Genomic DNA, 16431 nt, shown 5'->3' with positions numbered 1-16431 from the left:
TCGTCGCTGTCGACCGGCATCGGTTCGCTGTCCACCGGCCTGAGCTCGACCAACAGCTCGCTGACGTCGCTGTCCACGTCGACCTCGACGGCGATCAACTCGCTGTCGACGGGCCTCAGCTCGACGAACAGCAACCTCACGTCGCTGTCCACGTCGACGTCGACCGGCATCGGCTCGCTGTCGACCGGCCTGAGCTCGACGAACAGCACGGTGGCATCGCTGTCGACCGGCGTGACGAACATCAACAACTCGCTGAATTCGCTGTCAACGACGATCAACAACAACCAGATCCATTCCGCCAATACCAACGGTATCGCCGCCGACATGAATGGCACCGGCAGCGATGCGCCAAAGGTCACCGCCGGGTCGAACTCGGTCGCGATCGGCGCGAATTCGACGGACGGCGGACGCTCAAATGTCGTGAGCGTCGGCTCGCCCGGGGCTGAGCGCCAGATCACGAACGTTGCACCAGGAACGCAACCGACGGATGCCGTCAACCTTCAGCAGTTGAACTCCGGAATGAACAACACGCTGAATCAGGCAAACAACTATACAAACAGCCAGGTCCAAAGCCTTCAAAATAGTATCGATTCGGTGCGAAAGGATGCCGATGGTGGAGCAGCGGCCGCAATGGCGGTCGCGGGCCTACCTCAACCGACGCACCCGGGGATGAATATGGTGGCGCTGGCAGGGAGCGTCTATCGCGGTCAATCTGGCCAAGCACTGGGGCTTTCCCGGCTCTCGGAGGATGGCCACTGGGTATACAAGGGCGCAGTTACAACGAACACACGGGGCTCATACGGTGTCGTGGTAGGAGGGGGATATCAATGGTAGAAGACGCAAAGCATGGAAACTCTGTAACGACCACTTTCGTCGGATCGCCCCATTCCGATTTGAGCCTGCATCTCTGCCTCACGACATGGTGGTGGCGTCAAGTGCAATGCGTCCAGCTTGATCTTGTCCTTCGGGCCTGCCGGCAGATTTGCCGGCGCGCGCGAGCCGATGTCTTCAACGTCGCTTGATGCACTGCGGCGAGCGCGACGATTTTGCGCTCGATGTCGCACAGCAGTCGGCCGAGAATCGTGCGGGGCGCTTGAGCGCTGGGCCCAACCGCTTGTACTGCTTCGCGTGCGCGTAGCCTCCAGCGTGGCGGCGCAGTCGTTTGCCCTCGCGCTCGTACGTCTGCTTGAGCACATTTCCCGCGCGCTGGGCAAGTACCACGAGCTTCGCTCGCGCCACCTCCAGCAACCGGCTGTCGGAGGGGAACGCTACCGCCTTTTCTTGTACCGTCGTGTCGACAATGATCCGCTTGAACTCGTCGGGCGCGCCCGCATTCATATTCGCGGCCACCGCGATCGTCGCCGTCAGCAGTTCCTCAACCCCGGCTTCGCCAATCGCCAAACAAAATCGGCACGGGTTCGTCGGATCGCACGGCAGCCGCGGCTGAAAGTACTCCTCGCCGCAGGGGTACTGCCAGCAGTTGTTCTCGGCCCAGTGCTCGCACACGCCCATTTATGATCGCGCAAATGCTCGCCCCACGTGCGCTGAACTCGGGGCGCTTCACCACCAATCGCACTGTCGAGCTGACCGAACTGGTTGTACGTCGTGGCCACCCCTCGGGGTGGCCACCCACTGCATAGACGACGCTTGCTCTATGCCGATCGCGGCTACGCTTCCGAGTGGCATCGACATGCTTTGCGCAATCGCGATAGCGGGGTGGCGATTGCCAAGCGCCGTGCAAAGCACGGCAGCGGCCTTGGCAAATACCGCTGGTTCGTCACTGCATGACTTCAGTCGTTTCCGGATTCGTTTCGAGTGCCGGGCTGAGAATCATTGAGTGCTCCTCAAACTCGGCTGGCTGCTGATGCAGAAACACCTTGCAAACTCAGGAGTCTCTATGAAGCCGTCACCTAGAAGCCGTAGGTAGCGCCGACCGACGCACCGAGACGTCCACCCGATCCGGTAGAGTGAGCCATGTGCGCATTGATCAGCAGACGATCCGACAGCCACGCATTCGCACCGACGGCGAGTGCCGTCGCGCCGCCATACGTACCGGCAGCCACGGCCAATTGAATGTTGCCATTCGCGCGGGCATTGGGAATCAGCGACGACGCCGCCATCGCTTCGGCGCCGACCGCATCCAGACGTCGACTCAGACCGGAAACCTGCTGGTTCGTATAGGCATTGGCCTGATTGACCGCGCTCGACGAACCTTGCTGGATCGCCTCATTCATCTGGCCGACATTCACTGCATCGTTGGCGGCGACACCGGACGCCAGGCCGGAGATCCGCCGATCGCCTTCGGTACCCGTCACGTTAATTTGCGTGCCGCCCGTTTGTGCCCCGACAGTAATCGGCGCGCTCGTACCGCCGCCCTGTTGGACGATGCCGATCGTACCATTGGTGATCTGATTCGTCAGATTCGTCACGCTGCCCTGCACGCTCGCGATGTTCTGATTCGTCGCATAAAGCTGGCTGCCATTGACCGCGTCGTTGCTCATCGGACCCACTGCCCCGGCAGCAAGGTTGCGAACCCCGGCCAACGCGCCGCCGGGATTAAGCGTGACGCTGGTACTGCCGCCACCGTTCGTGCCACCACTACCCGATCCGTCCTGCGACGCATCATATTGCACGCTATTTTGCGCAATCGACAGGGCCTTGCTCGCCGTGCTTCGTACCGATGTCAACACAGCATCAAGACCGTTCAACGCCGCACCGACGTTGGTGTACGTGGCGCCCTGCACAACGTACGAGGGCATCGTGAAAACCCCGCTGGACGGGTTGAACGCAGCACCGCCACCGAGCGCGGCAGCGGTATTGGCGAACGCGCCATTGATGCCCCGAATCGTCAAATATAGTTGGCTACCGTTGATCGCATCCGTGGAGGTTGCGCTAATGCCCCCCGGCGCGACGTTCTGGATCTGGCGCTCGTTGCCGGCCGTCCCCACCGACAGAACCGACGTCGCGTTACCTGCCGCATTACCGCCGTAAGGGCCGACGGCGCCGGCGTGCGCCGTATCCGTGCTCGAACCCGCGCCGAGGGCGATATCGCCTGCGTTGTTGGCAGTAGCACCCGCTCCGATTGCCGTCGCGCCCGCAGCAACTGCCTGCGCATGCGCGCCAATCGCCGCTCCGTTGGTGCCCGAAGCTGTGGCGAAACCACCCAAGGCCGTGCTGCTGTCACCACCTGCGGTGCTATACGAGCCGACCGCAGTTGCGGCGGTTTGCTTCGTGCCGGAATTCAGCGCCGAAGCCTGATGCCCAATCGCGATCGAACTAGCGCCGGTGGCCGTCGCACCCGACTCGATCGCCAGCGTATCGTCACCGTTTGCCACGGCAGGATTGACTGTATTGTCGCCGATCGCAATCGCGCCGCCGACCGGATTCGACGCGCTTGCCCCCGCGCAGTTCTGTGCGACAGACGCATTCGTGCCCGATTGCACGCTACCACACGTGCCAATCGCAATGGCAGCGAAGCTCGATTGCGAACACGCGACGCCCACAGCCAGTGCAAGGATATTGAGCGCCAGCAGCTGAGCTTTCTTGGGCGCGACTGTGCTATTCCGAATGACAGCACCGGGGGAGGAGGAGAGATAGTTTTTCATGCCAGTATATCCAATCCATTGGATAATCATCCAAATCAAAAAATATTAAATTATCCAAAATGTTCTAGACGAAAAGCAAGGCTCGGGAAGTCAATTCATCCCGATGATCAGACTTTACAACAATCGTCGATCGATTTGGACAACCAAACATTAAATGACAATTACCAACAAATCAGAAAATCATTCCGAGACAGCTTCACAAAACTGATCGGCTTGCCGACCGATATCCCAGCCGGCCGAGGCGCAGCCGAATTTGGCGAACGCGTCGCGAATGCCGACACGGCGCTATAAACGAATACGAATTCACCGAAAGTGATGCAGCACCTGAGGCTGGCCCAATTTCCGTCCCGGGCTTAGCTGGAAAATTCCGGCTCTTCCGGGCGAGCCGGATCGGCCCGATCGGTGCACTGGCGGGCAGATTCCGCCGGCGTCGTCCACTGCAGCACAGAGCGAGGACGCGCCTCGTTTAGCACTCGCGCGAGACTTCGATTTTGCGGCTGGCGCAGGATGTATCGACGCCCACTCGATGTGTATCCCAAATGAGGCATTCTCCTCGGCCTAGGAAACGCATTTTCCCCTGCCTCGATTTGGCCATTTCGTGTTTGGAGTAGCCTCATCAATAAGCGGTGGAGACACGAACTGACGAGTTGGCAATGTTTCATCCGTATGAAACGCGTTCGGAAATTCCACACGCAAATCCCTGATCACGGAATCTAGCAAGCGAATGTCATTCCTAACAACCTCTTCCAATCGTTTGCGAGCAGACACCGGCAGATAAATTTGAACATAAATATTATTCGTCACCATATATTTAATCCATTATTTAATCGGCAAAAGAATGACTGCATTTTCTACGAGATCGGAACGATCGAGGCCGAGGAGATATGGGTAAGCCGATCATCGACGACGAATTGTGTACATTGATCGAGCCGTTACTGCCGCCACTCGAGCCGCGGTGCAAGAAGAACCCCGGCCGCTTGCCTGTTTCGAATCTCGCCGCGCTAACCGGCATCCTGCTCACTCTCAAGACGACACTGCGCTGACGCGACCTGCCCGCCGAAATCGGCCGCGGTTCGGGTGTGCCCCTTTGACGACGGCTCCGCGATTGGCCGGCTGCAGGCGTACGGGATCGCATTCACGAGTTGCTGCTCGCGAAGCTGCGAGCAGCAACTCGATCGATTTCTCGCGCGCCTCGGTCGACCCATCGGCGATTCGCGCAGTTGGCGCGGACCAAAAAACTGAGCCATACCCTACAGATCGAGAGCGACCCGGTACCAAGCAGCACATCATGACCGACGCCAACGGCAAGCCGCTGCCAAGCCTGGCTGGCGCGAGTGCTTCCGACGTCGCGCAATTGCTGCGTCTGATCGACGCGATTCCACCGATTCACGGATTACGCGTGATCGCAGCGACCGCGCATTGTCTACGCCGAGACTCCGAGCGACATCGACGAGCGTTGCGCGATCGCGCCGGTGATCGACTAGCGCAGTACCGAACAGGCAGTGGCCTTGGCAAATATCGCTGGGGCCTCGAACGCACGCGTGGCTGGCTGCATCACTTCCGTCGACTCCGCATTCGTTTCTAGCACCGTGCCGACACTCATGAAGCGTTCCTCGAACTCGACTGCTTATTGATCTGCTGGAATACCCTTCGGCGGGCCAACCAGTCTTTTTTTGCACCCGTCTCTTAGTCATTGAACACGGATGATGGAATTTTTCTGGTTCTCCTCCCATCCTTAAAATTCTTCTGCCCGCGACATCGTTGCTCTAACCATGTCCCTTTTTCCGATTCAGTTTTTGCGACTTTGCTCATTCATCACCTACGCCTACAGCGCATTTCTCGAGCCCATTGCCAACCACCTCACCACAAACTCTTTGGCAGCACAAATCAAACTACGCAAAAACAATCCAAAAATCCAGCCCTCGAAATTCCATCAAATTCCAAAAATACCATCACCCATTCAAGGCTGATCACACCCACAAAAATGAGACGGATTTACAATAACTCACAACATCGGAGGCTTATTTTTCACCCAGATCAACCTTCGAACCATCCGTCAGCTCAAATTGCCGCCGATCTTTACCGCGAATCCAATGAGGCTCACGGCCGCGACCACTCCATATTGCACCACTCACAGGATCAAAATATCGCGGTATGGCTTTCCGCTTCGTCCTGAACCGGAATAATTCTTCCATCGAGAACTCGAACTCTTGAATTGCCAGTACAACCTCCGCCAGCACTCTACCCCTTGAGCTTAACCTGTCCTCTGCAATTTGGGCTTCGAGCGACGCCTTTCTCTCGAGATACTCTGACAAATCATTCATAACGATTTATTAAAACTCTCGACTTCATTGAAAGTTTGACCAGGCATCAATAATTTCATCTCGCCATGCAATTATAAATTAAAGCGCAACAAAACAATTAAAACGGAGCCAGAGACAGACAACCAAAACCCTTAAAGGACATCCAGTCACTCTACCGACGAATAGGCAGCATACATCTGCAAATGGTTCGCAAGATCATTCGCCTAACATTCGTTAACAATAAAATCGCAAATTATTCGATTAAATATTGTATGAGAATCGCCCTAATCCCATAGGTGAAAATGAATTCAGCCAGCCCAGCGCAAACGGTTTCCCTGGCAGGCTGGTGGACTACAACTCGCCGGTGCGTGGTAGGTCCTTCCAAAAAGCTGCCACGTCGCCTTGGTCCGTGTCGACTTGATGCCGAACGTATTTGATGCAGGTGAAGCCAATGTCGTCTTCTCGCCGCTTTGGCCACGAGCGTACACATGCGCCTGACGTTGTCGGGGGGCTGGCCAAAAACTGGGCCACACCTTTCCGATCGAGCGCGACCCGGTACCACCAAAGCACCACATCATGCCCGACACCAACGGCAAGCCGCTCGCCGAGATCCTGAGCGGCGCGAATGCTTCCGACGTCATGCAATTGCGGCCTCTGCTCGACGCGATTCCGCCAATTCGCGGCTTGCGCGGCCATCCGCTGCAGCGGCCTCGCATCGTTTACGCCGATCGCGGATACGACTCCAAGCGTCATCCAAGATCGTTGCGTGATCGCGCTATCGAGCCGCTGATCGTCACGCGCCGTGCCGGCCGTGGCAGTGACTTTGGCAAATACCGTTGCGTCGTCGAGCGCGCGAATGCCTGGCTGGATCACGTGCGTCGCCTCCGCGTTCGTTTCGCGCACCGTGCCGACATTCACGGCGCGTCCGTCAAACCCAGCTGCCGCTTGATCTGCTGGAATACGCTGCGGCGCGCCAACGAGTCTCTTTGAAGCCGTCCCTGAGCCAGAGATGCAGAACAGGCTGGATCATTCGCCCACAAGGCGGCCGGACGGCAGGGAAATTCCTATGGCGCGGCAATCATGATGGTTTGCATACCGCGGGCCTCCCCTAAATGAAGCCAACTTGTCGGCGGAGAGGTATAGGGGAGTGGCGTGAAATCGACATCGCTCGGTCGCGGCCCTGTTCGCTGCGGCCGACGCCAGCCCGAGCGCGCGTCGGCAATGGCGCTTCCGGCTCTGTATGCTCGACATCGCAGAATTGCGGTTCAAGCACGTTGTCGTGATGAATATGAAACGGGCTTCGATCGTTCCGTCAAGGCTGTCCGGCGCCATCAAGGCAATCAGGCACCTTGACGAGCACTGCGTCGAACTCGAGATCTTGCAGTAGAAGCGGCAGGCAAGCCCACCGCCGCTCGCCTCCTTCGACGGGTGCTACGCGCTTGCCGCCCGGCGAGGCCCGAACCGGTCGTCAGTTCGAGTGGGCGGAGCCGGTCAAACCCCGCCCGATTCACACGCGTATCAGGACGCGCGACCCGGCTTCTGCAACCGCAGGATCCGCTGCATGGCGGCCCGATCCGAGCCGACCATCTGGAAGAAGTTCAGCAGATCGTTGCGCAGCGCGGTGCGCGAATCCGGGTCGAGATAGATCATGTGCCCGGACGGATATTCGTTGATCTGCAGATTCTGGCGCAGCGCGGGGTCGATCTGCATGTTCTGCAGGTCGAGTCGCGTCTGGTACCACGGCGTCACGTTGTCGTAATAACCGCTTGCCTGGAACACTTTCAGATCCGGGTTGATACCCATGATCGCGGCCAGATCGGTGACCGTGTTCAGATTGCCTCGGCCCTGCGACGTATTGCCGGTCGGATCCTGGTGCGTCCAGTCCCACGCCGCCGATACGTCGGTGATGCCGGTAAAGGCGGAATTCGACGTGTACTTCAGTTCCTGGTTCAGATAGATGTTCCAGGCGGCGATGTACACGCCGTTCGTCGCGCGATCGAACGCATCGTTGTTGATCAGGCTGATGTCGGCCGCGACGCCCAGGTCCGTCGTCGTAACACGACCGTCGTACGCGCCAATGCTGCGCCCCGGCACGAGGTTACGCTGAAAAGTGTCGGTGTCGACGAGCAGCTTCGCTTTTTGCACTAGCGTCTTGTCGATACCGATGTACTGCGCAACGCGTTGCACGGCAGCATCGCTCGGCGCCGGGAGACTGGACATCGCGTCGACAGCATCGAAATACGCCTGCGTTTTCTGTAGCAGCACGCTTGCGTTGGGCTGCGTCTCGAAGTACGTGATGATGTCCGTCCATTTCATCGACGAAGGGCCGCCCGCCGCCGCGAAAGCCGCATCGATACCGGCTGACAGGATCGGGTCGTAGCGTGTTGCCGTCACCGCCGCATTTGCGGCGATCGCGTCCTTCGTCAGCGCCGCGAAATCGCCGGACGCGAACTGCGCGGCTTCCGACATCACGCCCGCAAGCGTCGTCGACTGCGTCGGTGCGGTGAATTTCTTGTGGTACCACGCATCGGCAACGTAGGTGGGCAGCAATCCGATCGGATTCTCGCTCTGCCGGAAATCGAGAATCGACGATTGCAGCACGATCCCGTTCAGGTCGACGCCGTCCTTGTGCAGCGCATTCGCGAGCACGGCGGTACGCGGCGTGCCGTACGACTCGCCGTAGAGGAACTTCGGCGAATTCCAGCGCTGGTTCGCGGTCAAGTAGCGCTTGATGAACTGCTTCAGCGACGACGCGTCCTTGTCGACACCCCAGAAGTCCTTGTTCTTCGCAGGCGCGATCGCCGTCGAATAACCGGTACCGACCGGATTGATGAATACGAGATCGGTCTTGTCGAGCAGGCTGTCCGGGTTCGTCTCGATCGTATAGGGTGCCGGCGGCGTGAAATCGGGCATCGACGTCTTGATCCGCTTGGGCGCATACGAACCAAGTAGCAACCAGATCGCAGCCGATCCCGGGCCGCCGTTGTAGAAGAACGTGACCGGACGCGTGCTTGCGTCCTTGCCGTCCGCCGTGTACGCGACGTAGAAGATCTTCGCGTTCGGCTGCGAGCTGCTGGGATCGGTTGTCACGAGATGGCCGGCCGTTGCGGTGTACTGAATCGATTTCCCGTTGATGGTCACGACGTGATGCGTGATCGCGCCGTCCTCGTTGGTATCCGTGATCGAGTCGTCGGCCCGGTTACCGTAGGCGACGGGATCGAAATACGGTTTGTCCGCCGCGAGGGCGGGCTGGGACGCTTCGGCAGACGGACCGTCGTCGCCGCCGCCGCATGCGCTCAACAGCACGATGCTCAACCCGAGCACAACGGGCAAACGCCGGAGATGGCGGCCCGAGAGGAAAGACCCCGACTGCGCTTTATTTTCCGTGAATGCTTTCATAGTCATCCTGATTTTTTTGTTTACCGAAAAAAATAAACATGCAGCGTAACCCCAGTGAGTCAATGTCACGCCATATCGGAACGGACTCTAGAGAAGGAGTCCCGATTTCTCACAACGAATTGCGTAGGTTTTTGGCGTGAATTCGTGGCAGAGGTCAGATGTTTCTGTTCCGCATTTGTGTAATCCCCGCCCTCTTGCCACGTGCATAGCGTGTTACAGAAACAAAACAATTGCAACAGAAAGTTTGTCGAGCATCAATTTTATATATTTAGCTATAACTAAATCGCGATTATCGGAGATTAACTTAACCCGGATTACGTGACGAAAATTAACAGAATGGCGCTGAGCAGCGACGAACGACGCTCCAAAACGATGGAATCGCGCAGGGAAAATATTTTTATCTGCCAGCGATTATGATCGTGCCGGTGCATGAGCGAGCGCATCGAACCGAACGGCAGGCGGGAATCCGTCTCGGGTGCTCACCGGCAATTTTCGGCGTGGCCGAATGTGACGTCGGACGGAATTCGTGGAGGCCGCCTCTTGAAACTCGTGGCTAGATCGCAAAGACGTGCCTAAGCAAGCGGCTCGCCACATGTCCGCCGAATTGTTCGAGAGCGCATGTCAATCAGAGACGCATAAACCGATTGCGCCATTCATTCGTCAGGAATGTCTTTTGATGCTCTATACTCGCCTCCGGACAAGAAAATCCAAGTCCGCCCCGCATCAATTCTCGATACAACACGCAGTTAATTGGAGGATTTATGTATCACATAAAAAATACATTAACTATATTATTGATTAATGCGACAAGCCAATGGCGGTTGATCTTGAGCGGTCTGTACGTGAGCGTTGCACTCGCCGCGTGTGGGGGAGACGATTCCACTTCTACGGTTGCGAAAGACGATACTCATCCGACACCGGCACCGTTCCAGTGGCCCGCCGATCATGCAGTGGTCGATCCCAACCAGTACGCGGCTTGGCAGGATCCGAAGGCGATGAAAAGCGCCGCCTACCAAAATGGACCGAACGGCGGCCCGGGTATCGTCAATAGCGATGATATCGCCAACGCCGGCCTCGATTTGAAGGCGATCGACGAGACACCGGCCGTCAAGCATCACAGCATGATCGGTGCTGACGGGCAAACGATCGAATACTCGGCAACAGCCGGTCACCTTATCGCCTGGACGCCGAAGAGCGAAAGCAAGACGGCTGGCCCGGACGCTCAGGCGTCGATTTTTTACATGGCCTATACCCGCGACGATGTACCGCACAACCAGCGCCCGGTGATGTTTATCTTCAACGGCGGCCCGGGTGAACCGTCAATTTGGCTGCATTTAGGCTCATGGGCCCCGCATCGTCTGCTGGTCAACGCCCCCAGTCTACCAACCGGAACGGAAATGCCCGACCCGGATCGATTCCCCTTGATCGACAACCCGCAGACGCTCCTCGATCAGACCGATCTGGTCTTTATCGACCTGCCTGGCTCGGGGTATTCGGAGGCAATCGCGCCACATAAAAATAGCGATTTCTGGAATACCGATGCCGACGCTAAAGTGTTCCGGGATTTCATCACCGCGTATATCAATCGGAATAACCGTCAGAGTTCCCCAAAATATTTGATGGGTGAGTCATATAGCGGCATTCGCACCCCGATCGTGGCTGACTTGCTGGTGCAGGCTGGCACCAGCAACTACCTGCCGGACCCATCGAAGGCAACACCGCAGGTTCTGACCGGCGTTATCCTGCAATCACCGATTATGGATTATGGGTATCGATCGACATCGTCAGACCAAGCGGAAGGCTTCCTTCCAACACTCGGCATGGTGGTAGATTATTACGGGAAGGCAACTGCACGAAACGGGCAATCGAAGACCGATTACGCGACCTATCTACGAAATTTCGCTTCTGGCGATTACGCTCAAGGACTTCAGCAACAGATATTTTCTACAAATGTGGCGACAACACTCAGTGGTATTACAGGCCTACCGGAAAATTCATTAAGTCCAGATGGGCGAATCACGGACTTTTTATCGATTGGCAAAGTTATATATCCGAATAACGGACAGAATCCCCACTTCAATGCCTACGATGGCCGCATGAGCACGACCGATCCCATTAATTACGACATTAGCTTTTACGAAGATGCTGGATTTTATGGAAACATCAAACAGCTACTCCTAAGCGAATTCGGTTATCAAAACAAAGACCCCAAGCAGGTTTATGGTAGCGATATAGCGGCAGATTATTGGTGGAACGATTCCCCCATTCAGCATCGAGGCTCGCCCGCTCCTACCAGCGTGCCGGATTTGGTAGAGGCATTGACGTTGCAGCCTACCCTAAAAGCACTGGTCTTCCATGGCTATCATGACGGCGTCACGCCATTCTTTCAAACCGAATTGGACCTCGGGGCCGTGGGACTCTGGTCGCCAACCTCGCCCGTCCCGCGAGTAACCGTCAAAGAGTACGACGGTGGACATATGGCATATCTGACGGAGGCATCGCGCAGCGGCATGCGGTCGGATCTCCGATCGTTTTTGACGGCGAGTACCACATCGTCGTCAATGGCTGCGACGAGCATCACTTCGCAAGGAGTAGCACGATGAAACCACTTTTTGTTTGTCTGCTTGCAACAGCGAGCGGACTGGCCTTGGTTGGCACGCAATCAAGCCTCGCGAGCGATCGGTTTGTGATCGACGCTCCGGTCACCCTGTCAGGACACGCTCAGGGCTTCGTTCGCGTCGGAGAGAAATTTAGCCGGCCACCGATCGCGCCCGGCAGCGCACCGCCGGCGACGACGAAGAGCAACGTGGCCGACGCCATTACCACCGATCTCAAAGCGAAGTTCAAGGCTGCGGCTGACCCCGCCACTCACTTGCTCACCAAGGAGGGGGCGAACAAGAGCGGATGGGGGTGGGCCGTGGATCATTTCGACGAGATCGACACGGAAAGGAAAGGGGCGGTTCGCTATGAAGACGTGATCCGCTATCTGAATCGACGCCCTGTCGTCCCGCTATCGACGTCGTAAAACGCGCAGGCCGTATCGGGCGCTGATGAAGAAGATGCCCCATTCGTTACCGACAAGCGGGACGGTGGGGCAAAAAGCGAAGTGCATCCAAACTCGTCTGCATGTTCAATGTGCAGCTTCACAATGTTGCGTTGGCTTCCATTTTCTTCGGCCGGCCTCCGACAAGACAAAGACCAAACACCGCGACATTTCAATTTAGCGGGAAACCCGACGATTGAACTTGGCGGGGACACACTGCCGTGCACTCCGCCTTGCCTGTCACCCCATCGTCGCGGCTCTTCAAGGCGCGTCACCGTATCTTTGAACGCTTTGCCGGCACTGAACCTCACTGTCTTCGCTGCTGCGGTCGCAATCTCTGCCAAGGCCGGTATCGGCTGCTACGGCGTGAACGAGTGCTGCCTGTTCATGAGTCGAACTCGTTCGGAAAATCGGACGTCCACCCTCCCCGTACTTCGGAAGGAAATTGTGCGGAACATCAACGGTAGCCGCAAGCACGTCGTTACCCATAAATCGCTATGAAATCATCGGCCCCGTAGACGTTTACGGAAGAGTTCGGAATAGCCGGGAAGGCCAATGTGGCGGAAGGCAGCCAGAGTCGAACTGACCCGGGAGCGTCTGACGCCCCCAACCGGGTTTGAAGCCCGGCCGTACCACCGGATACGAATGCCTTCCGTGGGAGAAAACCAAAAGAACAACGAGCGCCTACGCCTGTACACCCACCCAACCGCTGTCAGGCCGCAGGAAGTGAAGATCGCGGTGGAAGCGAGTATACCCAACCCGATCGAAGAATTCGAGAATCTGGATCGCCCGCTTGCGGCCAAGCCCGGTCGCGTCCCGGAACGTCGCCGCATCGAGCCCGCCGCCGCGCGTCGGCGCGAGACGCGCGACCAGCCCGGCCAGCTCGCCAATGACATCCGCGTGATAGAACAGGTCGCGCACGACCTGATGCAGGTCGCCGCGTCGCGCGAGCTTGCGCAGCAGCGTGCGCACGACATCCTCCGCCGCGCCCGTATCGCGCGCCAGATCGCGGACCCACGGCGGATCGAAGCGCCCCGCGTGAATCAGCGGCAGCAGTTGCTGCGCCAGCGCTTCCTCGCGCGCATCGAAACTCACCGCATGCGACGGCAGATGCAGCCACGGCCCGCTTCGTGCAACGTCCCCGCCATCCACCAGCGCATCGACCAACGCGCGCCACAGCGCATCGCCGACGAGCGGCGCCGCCATGCGTCGCAGGCGTGCCGCATCGAGCCCCTGCTCGTCCGGCATGCGCTCATGATACGCGCGCAGCGTATCGATCGCCCGCGCCTGCAGCGCACGCCAGTGCGCTCGCGCGATCACCGTGCCTTCGTTCGATGCACGCTCGCGCTGGCCGATCGCCAGCGCGTCGTCCGGCAACGCGAGCGCGTCGGGCGCGAAACCCGTCAGGTGCGTGAGCATCGTGCGCGCGATACCGAGCGGTGCCTGCGCGAGCAGCGCATCGAGCCGCCCTTCGTCGAGCCACGCTGCCAATGCGTCAAGCCATGCGCGGCGCGCGGGCGTGCGGCGCTTGCGCGCGGGACCGAACGGATCGAGTACGCGCCCGCCGCCGACGGTACGTGTCGCCTGCGGATTGCGGACGATGAAGCGGTCGCCCGGCAGCGCGAACACGGGTTCGTCGAATACCAGTTGTACGCGCATCTTTTGGCCGGCCGCCAGCGTATCGCCGTCGAGCAGCGCGACGTGCGCGACGCGATGCAGCGTGCCGAGATGCACGTGCAGCGGTGCCCAGTGCGTCAGCGTGAGCCCCGCATCGGCCAGCAGCGTCAAATCGACGTCGAGACGCGGCGATGTCGCGACCAGCCGTGCATCCGCGACAGTATCGCCACGCTCGATGTCCGCCTTGTCGACGCCGGCAAGATTCAGCGCGCAGCGCTCGCCCGCGCGGCCCTCGCCGACCGGCCGGTTCTGCGCATGGATGCCGCGCACGCGCGCGGCGGCGCCCGTGCGCACGACCGCGAGCGTATCGCCGGTCGCCACGCGGCCCGCGAACGCAGTACCGGTCACGACGGTGCCCTGCCCGGCGAGCGTGAACACGCGATCGACCGCCAGCCGGAACAGCCCGTCGTCTCGGCGCGTACGCCACGCGAGCGCCGCATCGGCGAGATGACGCTTCAATGCGGCGACACCCGGATCGTCATCGCGCGTCGCGCAGGTTTCGAAGATCGGCGCGCCATCGAGCGTCGTGCCGTGCAGCCACGTGGCGATTTCGTCGCGCACGGCCGACAGGCGTGCGGTGTCGACGCGATCGCACTTCGTCAGCGCCACCGCGCCATGCGTGACGCCAAGCAGTTGCAGGATCGCGAGATGTTCGCGGGTCTGCGGCATCACGCCGTCGTCGGCGGCGATCACGAGCAGCGCGAAGTCGATGCCGCACGCGCCGGCCGCCATCGTGTGAATCAGCTTCTCGTGGCCCGGCACGTCGATCAGGCCAAGCACGTCGCCGTTCTCGAGCGGCGTATACGCATAGCCGAGCTCGATCGAGATGCCGCGCGCCTTCTCTTCCTTCAACCGGTCGGTGTCGACGCCCGTGAGCGCCCGCACGAGCGTCGTCTTGCCGTGATCGATGTGCCCCGCGGTACCGACGATCATGCAGCGGGCCCCGCGACCTGCACGCACTGCGCGACGAATGCCGCTTCATCCGCCGCCTCGAGGCAGCGCAGGTCGAGCCGAAGCGCATTGTCGGCGATGCGGCCGATCACCGGACGCGGCCATTCGCGCAGCTTCTTCTCGAGTTGCGCGAGCGCGCGCCCGCCGCGCTTGCCGTCCGGCGTGCGCACGACGAGCCCGGCGCTCGGCAATTGATCGACCGGCAGCGCGCCGCTGCCGATCTGGCTGAACATCGGCTCGACCTGCACGTCGAAACCGCCGCCGAGCGCGGCCTGCAACGCCGGACGCACACGCTCTGCCGCGTCGGCGATGTCGCGCTGGGGCCGCGTGAGCAGCCGCAACGTGGTGAGCCGCTCGCGCAGGAATTCCGGCGCCCGATAGAGCCGCAGCACGGGTTCGAGCGCGGCGAGCGTCAGCTTGCCGACGCGCAACGCGCGCTTGAGCGGGTGTTTCTTGATCTTCGCGACGAGCGCGCGATCGCCGACGATCAGGCCGGCCTGCGGGCCGCCGAGCAGCTTGTCGCCGCTGAACGTGACGAGGTTCGCACCGGCCGCGACGGTTTCCTGCACGGTCGTCTCGTGCGGCAGGCCCCATTGCGACAGGTCGGCAAGCGTGCCACTGCCGAGGTCGGCCACGACCGGCAGCCCATGCTCGCGCGCGAGCGGCGCGAGTTCGGCGAGCGTCACTTCCTTCGTGAAGCCGCTGATCGCGTAATTGCTGCAATGGACCTTCATCAGAATCGCAGTGCGCGGGCCGATCGCCTCCGCGTAATCGCGCAGATGGGTACGGTTGGTCGTGCCGACCTCGCGCAGCTTCGCGCCTGCACGACTCATGATGTCGGGAATGCGAAATGCCCCGCCGATCTCGACCAGCTCGCCGCGCGACACGATCACTTCGCGTTTCGGCGCGAGCGCGGACAACGTCAGCAACACGGCCGCCGCGTTGTTGTTGACGACGGTCGCGGCTTCCGCGCCGGTCAGTTCGCACAACAGATCGTCGATCAGGTCGTCGCGATCGCCGCGGCGGCCGGTGGCGAGATCGAATTCGAGGTTGACGGGCCGGGTGAGCGCGTCGACCACCGCGCTCACCGCGTCGTCGGGCAACAACGCGCGCCCGAGATTGGTGTGCAGCACGGTGCCCGTCAGGTTGAACACCGCGCGCACGGTGCCCGCGTTCTGGGCCGCCAGTGTGCGGGCAACCGCGGCAGCGATGCGCGGCTCGTCGAGCGGCTCGGCCGCCTGCGGATCCTGCTGGGCGGCGGTGCGCCAGCGTTCGAGTTCGGCACGCACCGCGTTCAGCACGCGGGTGCGGCCATAGTCGGCGAGCAGCGGCTGCAGCGGCGCCGACGTGAGCACGCGCTCCACCGACGGCGCGCGCGCGAGGACGGCATTCAGTTCATTCAAACCCGGGTCGGTCACGTAATGGTGGCTCCATTTCCTTGCGTGGCAGCGCA

General features: G+C 60.0%; 9 protein-coding genes, 1 tRNA gene and 4 pseudogenes. 6 read left to right on the top strand and 8 right to left on the bottom strand.

The window, feature by feature from the left end; translation table 11 throughout:
* A partial coding sequence (locus tag HW466_RS27140; RefSeq protein ID WP_176316116.1) for a YadA-like family protein occupies nt 1-834 on the top strand: 834 nt, incomplete at its 5' end.
* 174 nt (nt 835-1008) lie between these two features.
* Here the strand turns inward: HW466_RS27140 and HW466_RS27135 are convergent.
* Entirely contained in the window at nt 1009-1512 is a 504-nt protein-coding gene (locus HW466_RS27135; protein WP_151004630.1) for a hypothetical protein, read from the bottom strand.
* Between the two features lie 111 nt (nt 1513-1623).
* Here HW466_RS27135 and HW466_RS31995 point away from each other — a divergent pair.
* A pseudogene (locus tag HW466_RS31995) lies at nt 1624-1834 on the top strand (IS5/IS1182 family transposase); the annotation flags it as partial.
* A gap of 76 nt (nt 1835-1910) precedes the next feature.
* On the opposite strand, the gene HW466_RS27130 reads toward HW466_RS31995, so the two are convergent.
* Complete coding sequence (locus HW466_RS27130; RefSeq protein ID WP_208456259.1) at nt 1911-3605, bottom strand: YadA family autotransporter adhesin; 1695 nt, start codon at nt 3603-3605, stop codon at nt 1911-1913.
* A gap of 353 nt (nt 3606-3958) precedes the next feature.
* Nucleotides 3959-4107: pseudogene (locus HW466_RS27125) on the bottom strand (IS3 family transposase); the annotation flags it as partial.
* A 382-nt stretch (nt 4108-4489) separates the two neighbouring features.
* Here HW466_RS27125 and HW466_RS27120 point away from each other — a divergent pair.
* Nucleotides 4490-5295, top strand: a pseudogene (locus HW466_RS27120) (IS5 family transposase).
* A 331-nt stretch (nt 5296-5626) separates the two neighbouring features.
* On the opposite strand, the gene HW466_RS32345 reads toward HW466_RS27120, so the two are convergent.
* Complete coding sequence (locus HW466_RS32345; protein WP_425129834.1) at nt 5627-5800, bottom strand: H-NS family nucleoid-associated regulatory protein; 174 nt, start codon at nt 5798-5800, stop codon at nt 5627-5629.
* A 614-nt stretch (nt 5801-6414) separates the two neighbouring features.
* On the opposite strand from HW466_RS32345, the pseudogene HW466_RS27110 reads away from it, so the two are divergent.
* Nucleotides 6415-6898, top strand: a pseudogene (locus HW466_RS27110) (transposase); the annotation flags it as partial.
* A 528-nt stretch (nt 6899-7426) separates the two neighbouring features.
* Here HW466_RS27110 and HW466_RS32340 read toward each other — a convergent pair.
* Complete coding sequence (locus HW466_RS32340; RefSeq protein WP_151004624.1) at nt 7427-9307, bottom strand: S10 family peptidase; 1881 nt, start codon at nt 9305-9307, stop codon at nt 7427-7429.
* 761 nt (nt 9308-10068) lie between these two features.
* Between HW466_RS32340 and HW466_RS27100 the strand changes: the two genes are divergently transcribed.
* Both HW466_RS27100 and HW466_RS27095 read left to right on the top strand, forming a co-directional pair.
* A complete protein-coding gene (locus HW466_RS27100) occupies nt 10069-11910 on the top strand; it encodes a S10 family serine carboxypeptidase-like protein (RefSeq protein WP_151004622.1) in 1842 nt (613 codons plus the stop codon).
* The gene (locus HW466_RS27095) at nt 11907-12332 is read left to right on the top strand and encodes a hypothetical protein (RefSeq protein WP_060347988.1); all 426 of its coding nucleotides are present in this window, start codon (nt 11907-11909) and stop codon (nt 12330-12332) included. Before HW466_RS27100 ends, HW466_RS27095 begins: the two co-directional genes overlap by 4 nt.
* A 576-nt stretch (nt 12333-12908) precedes the next feature.
* On the opposite strand, the gene HW466_RS27090 is transcribed toward HW466_RS27095, so the two are convergent.
* The 3 genes from HW466_RS27090 to selA form a co-directional block, all read right to left on the bottom strand.
* Nucleotides 12909-13004, bottom strand: a tRNA-Sec gene (locus tag HW466_RS27090).
* 30 nt (nt 13005-13034) lie between these two features.
* Nucleotides 13035-14960 carry a selenocysteine-specific translation elongation factor gene (gene selB, locus HW466_RS27085; RefSeq protein ID WP_174905767.1) on the bottom strand — a complete coding sequence of 642 codons (1926 nt, stop codon included), beginning with the start codon at nt 14958-14960 and terminating at the stop codon, nt 13035-13037.
* Nucleotides 14957-16396 carry an L-seryl-tRNA(Sec) selenium transferase gene (selA, locus tag HW466_RS27080; protein ID WP_151005349.1) on the bottom strand — a complete coding sequence of 480 codons (1440 nt, stop codon included), beginning with the start codon at nt 16394-16396 and terminating at the stop codon, nt 14957-14959. Before selA ends, selB begins: the two co-directional genes overlap by 4 nt.
* Between the last annotated feature and the right edge of the window lie 35 nt (nt 16397-16431).

The sequence above is a fragment of the Burkholderia territorii genome, from assembly GCF_902833055.1.
GTDB classification, from domain to species: domain Bacteria; phylum Pseudomonadota; class Gammaproteobacteria; order Burkholderiales; family Burkholderiaceae; genus Burkholderia; species Burkholderia territorii.
Note: the sequence above shows the minus strand (reverse complement) of the source record. Positions and strands in the feature narration are given on the sequence as shown.

Bases quoted from the DNA above. Each gene is read 5' to 3' on its own strand.
- HW466_RS27135 (WP_151004630.1), bottom strand. From the start codon at position 1,512: ATGGGCGTGTGCGAGCACTGGGCCGAGAACAACTGCTGGCAGTACCCC.
- HW466_RS27130 (WP_208456259.1), bottom strand. From the start codon at position 3,605: ATGAAAAACTATCTCTCCTCCTCCCCCGGTGCTGTCATTCGGAATAGC.
- HW466_RS32345 (WP_425129834.1), bottom strand. From the start codon at position 5,800: ATGGAAGAATTATTCCGGTTCAGGACGAAGCGGAAAGCCATACCGCGA.
- HW466_RS32340 (WP_151004624.1), bottom strand. From the start codon at position 9,307: ATGAAAGCATTCACGGAAAATAAAGCGCAGTCGGGGTCTTTCCTCTCG.
- HW466_RS27100 (WP_151004622.1), top strand. From the start codon at position 10,069: ATGTATCACATAAAAAATACATTAACTATATTATTGATTAATGCGACA.
- HW466_RS27095 (WP_060347988.1), top strand. From the start codon at position 11,907: ATGAAACCACTTTTTGTTTGTCTGCTTGCAACAGCGAGCGGACTGGCC.
- selB (WP_174905767.1), bottom strand. From the start codon at position 14,960: ATGATCGTCGGTACCGCGGGGCACATCGATCACGGCAAGACGACGCTC.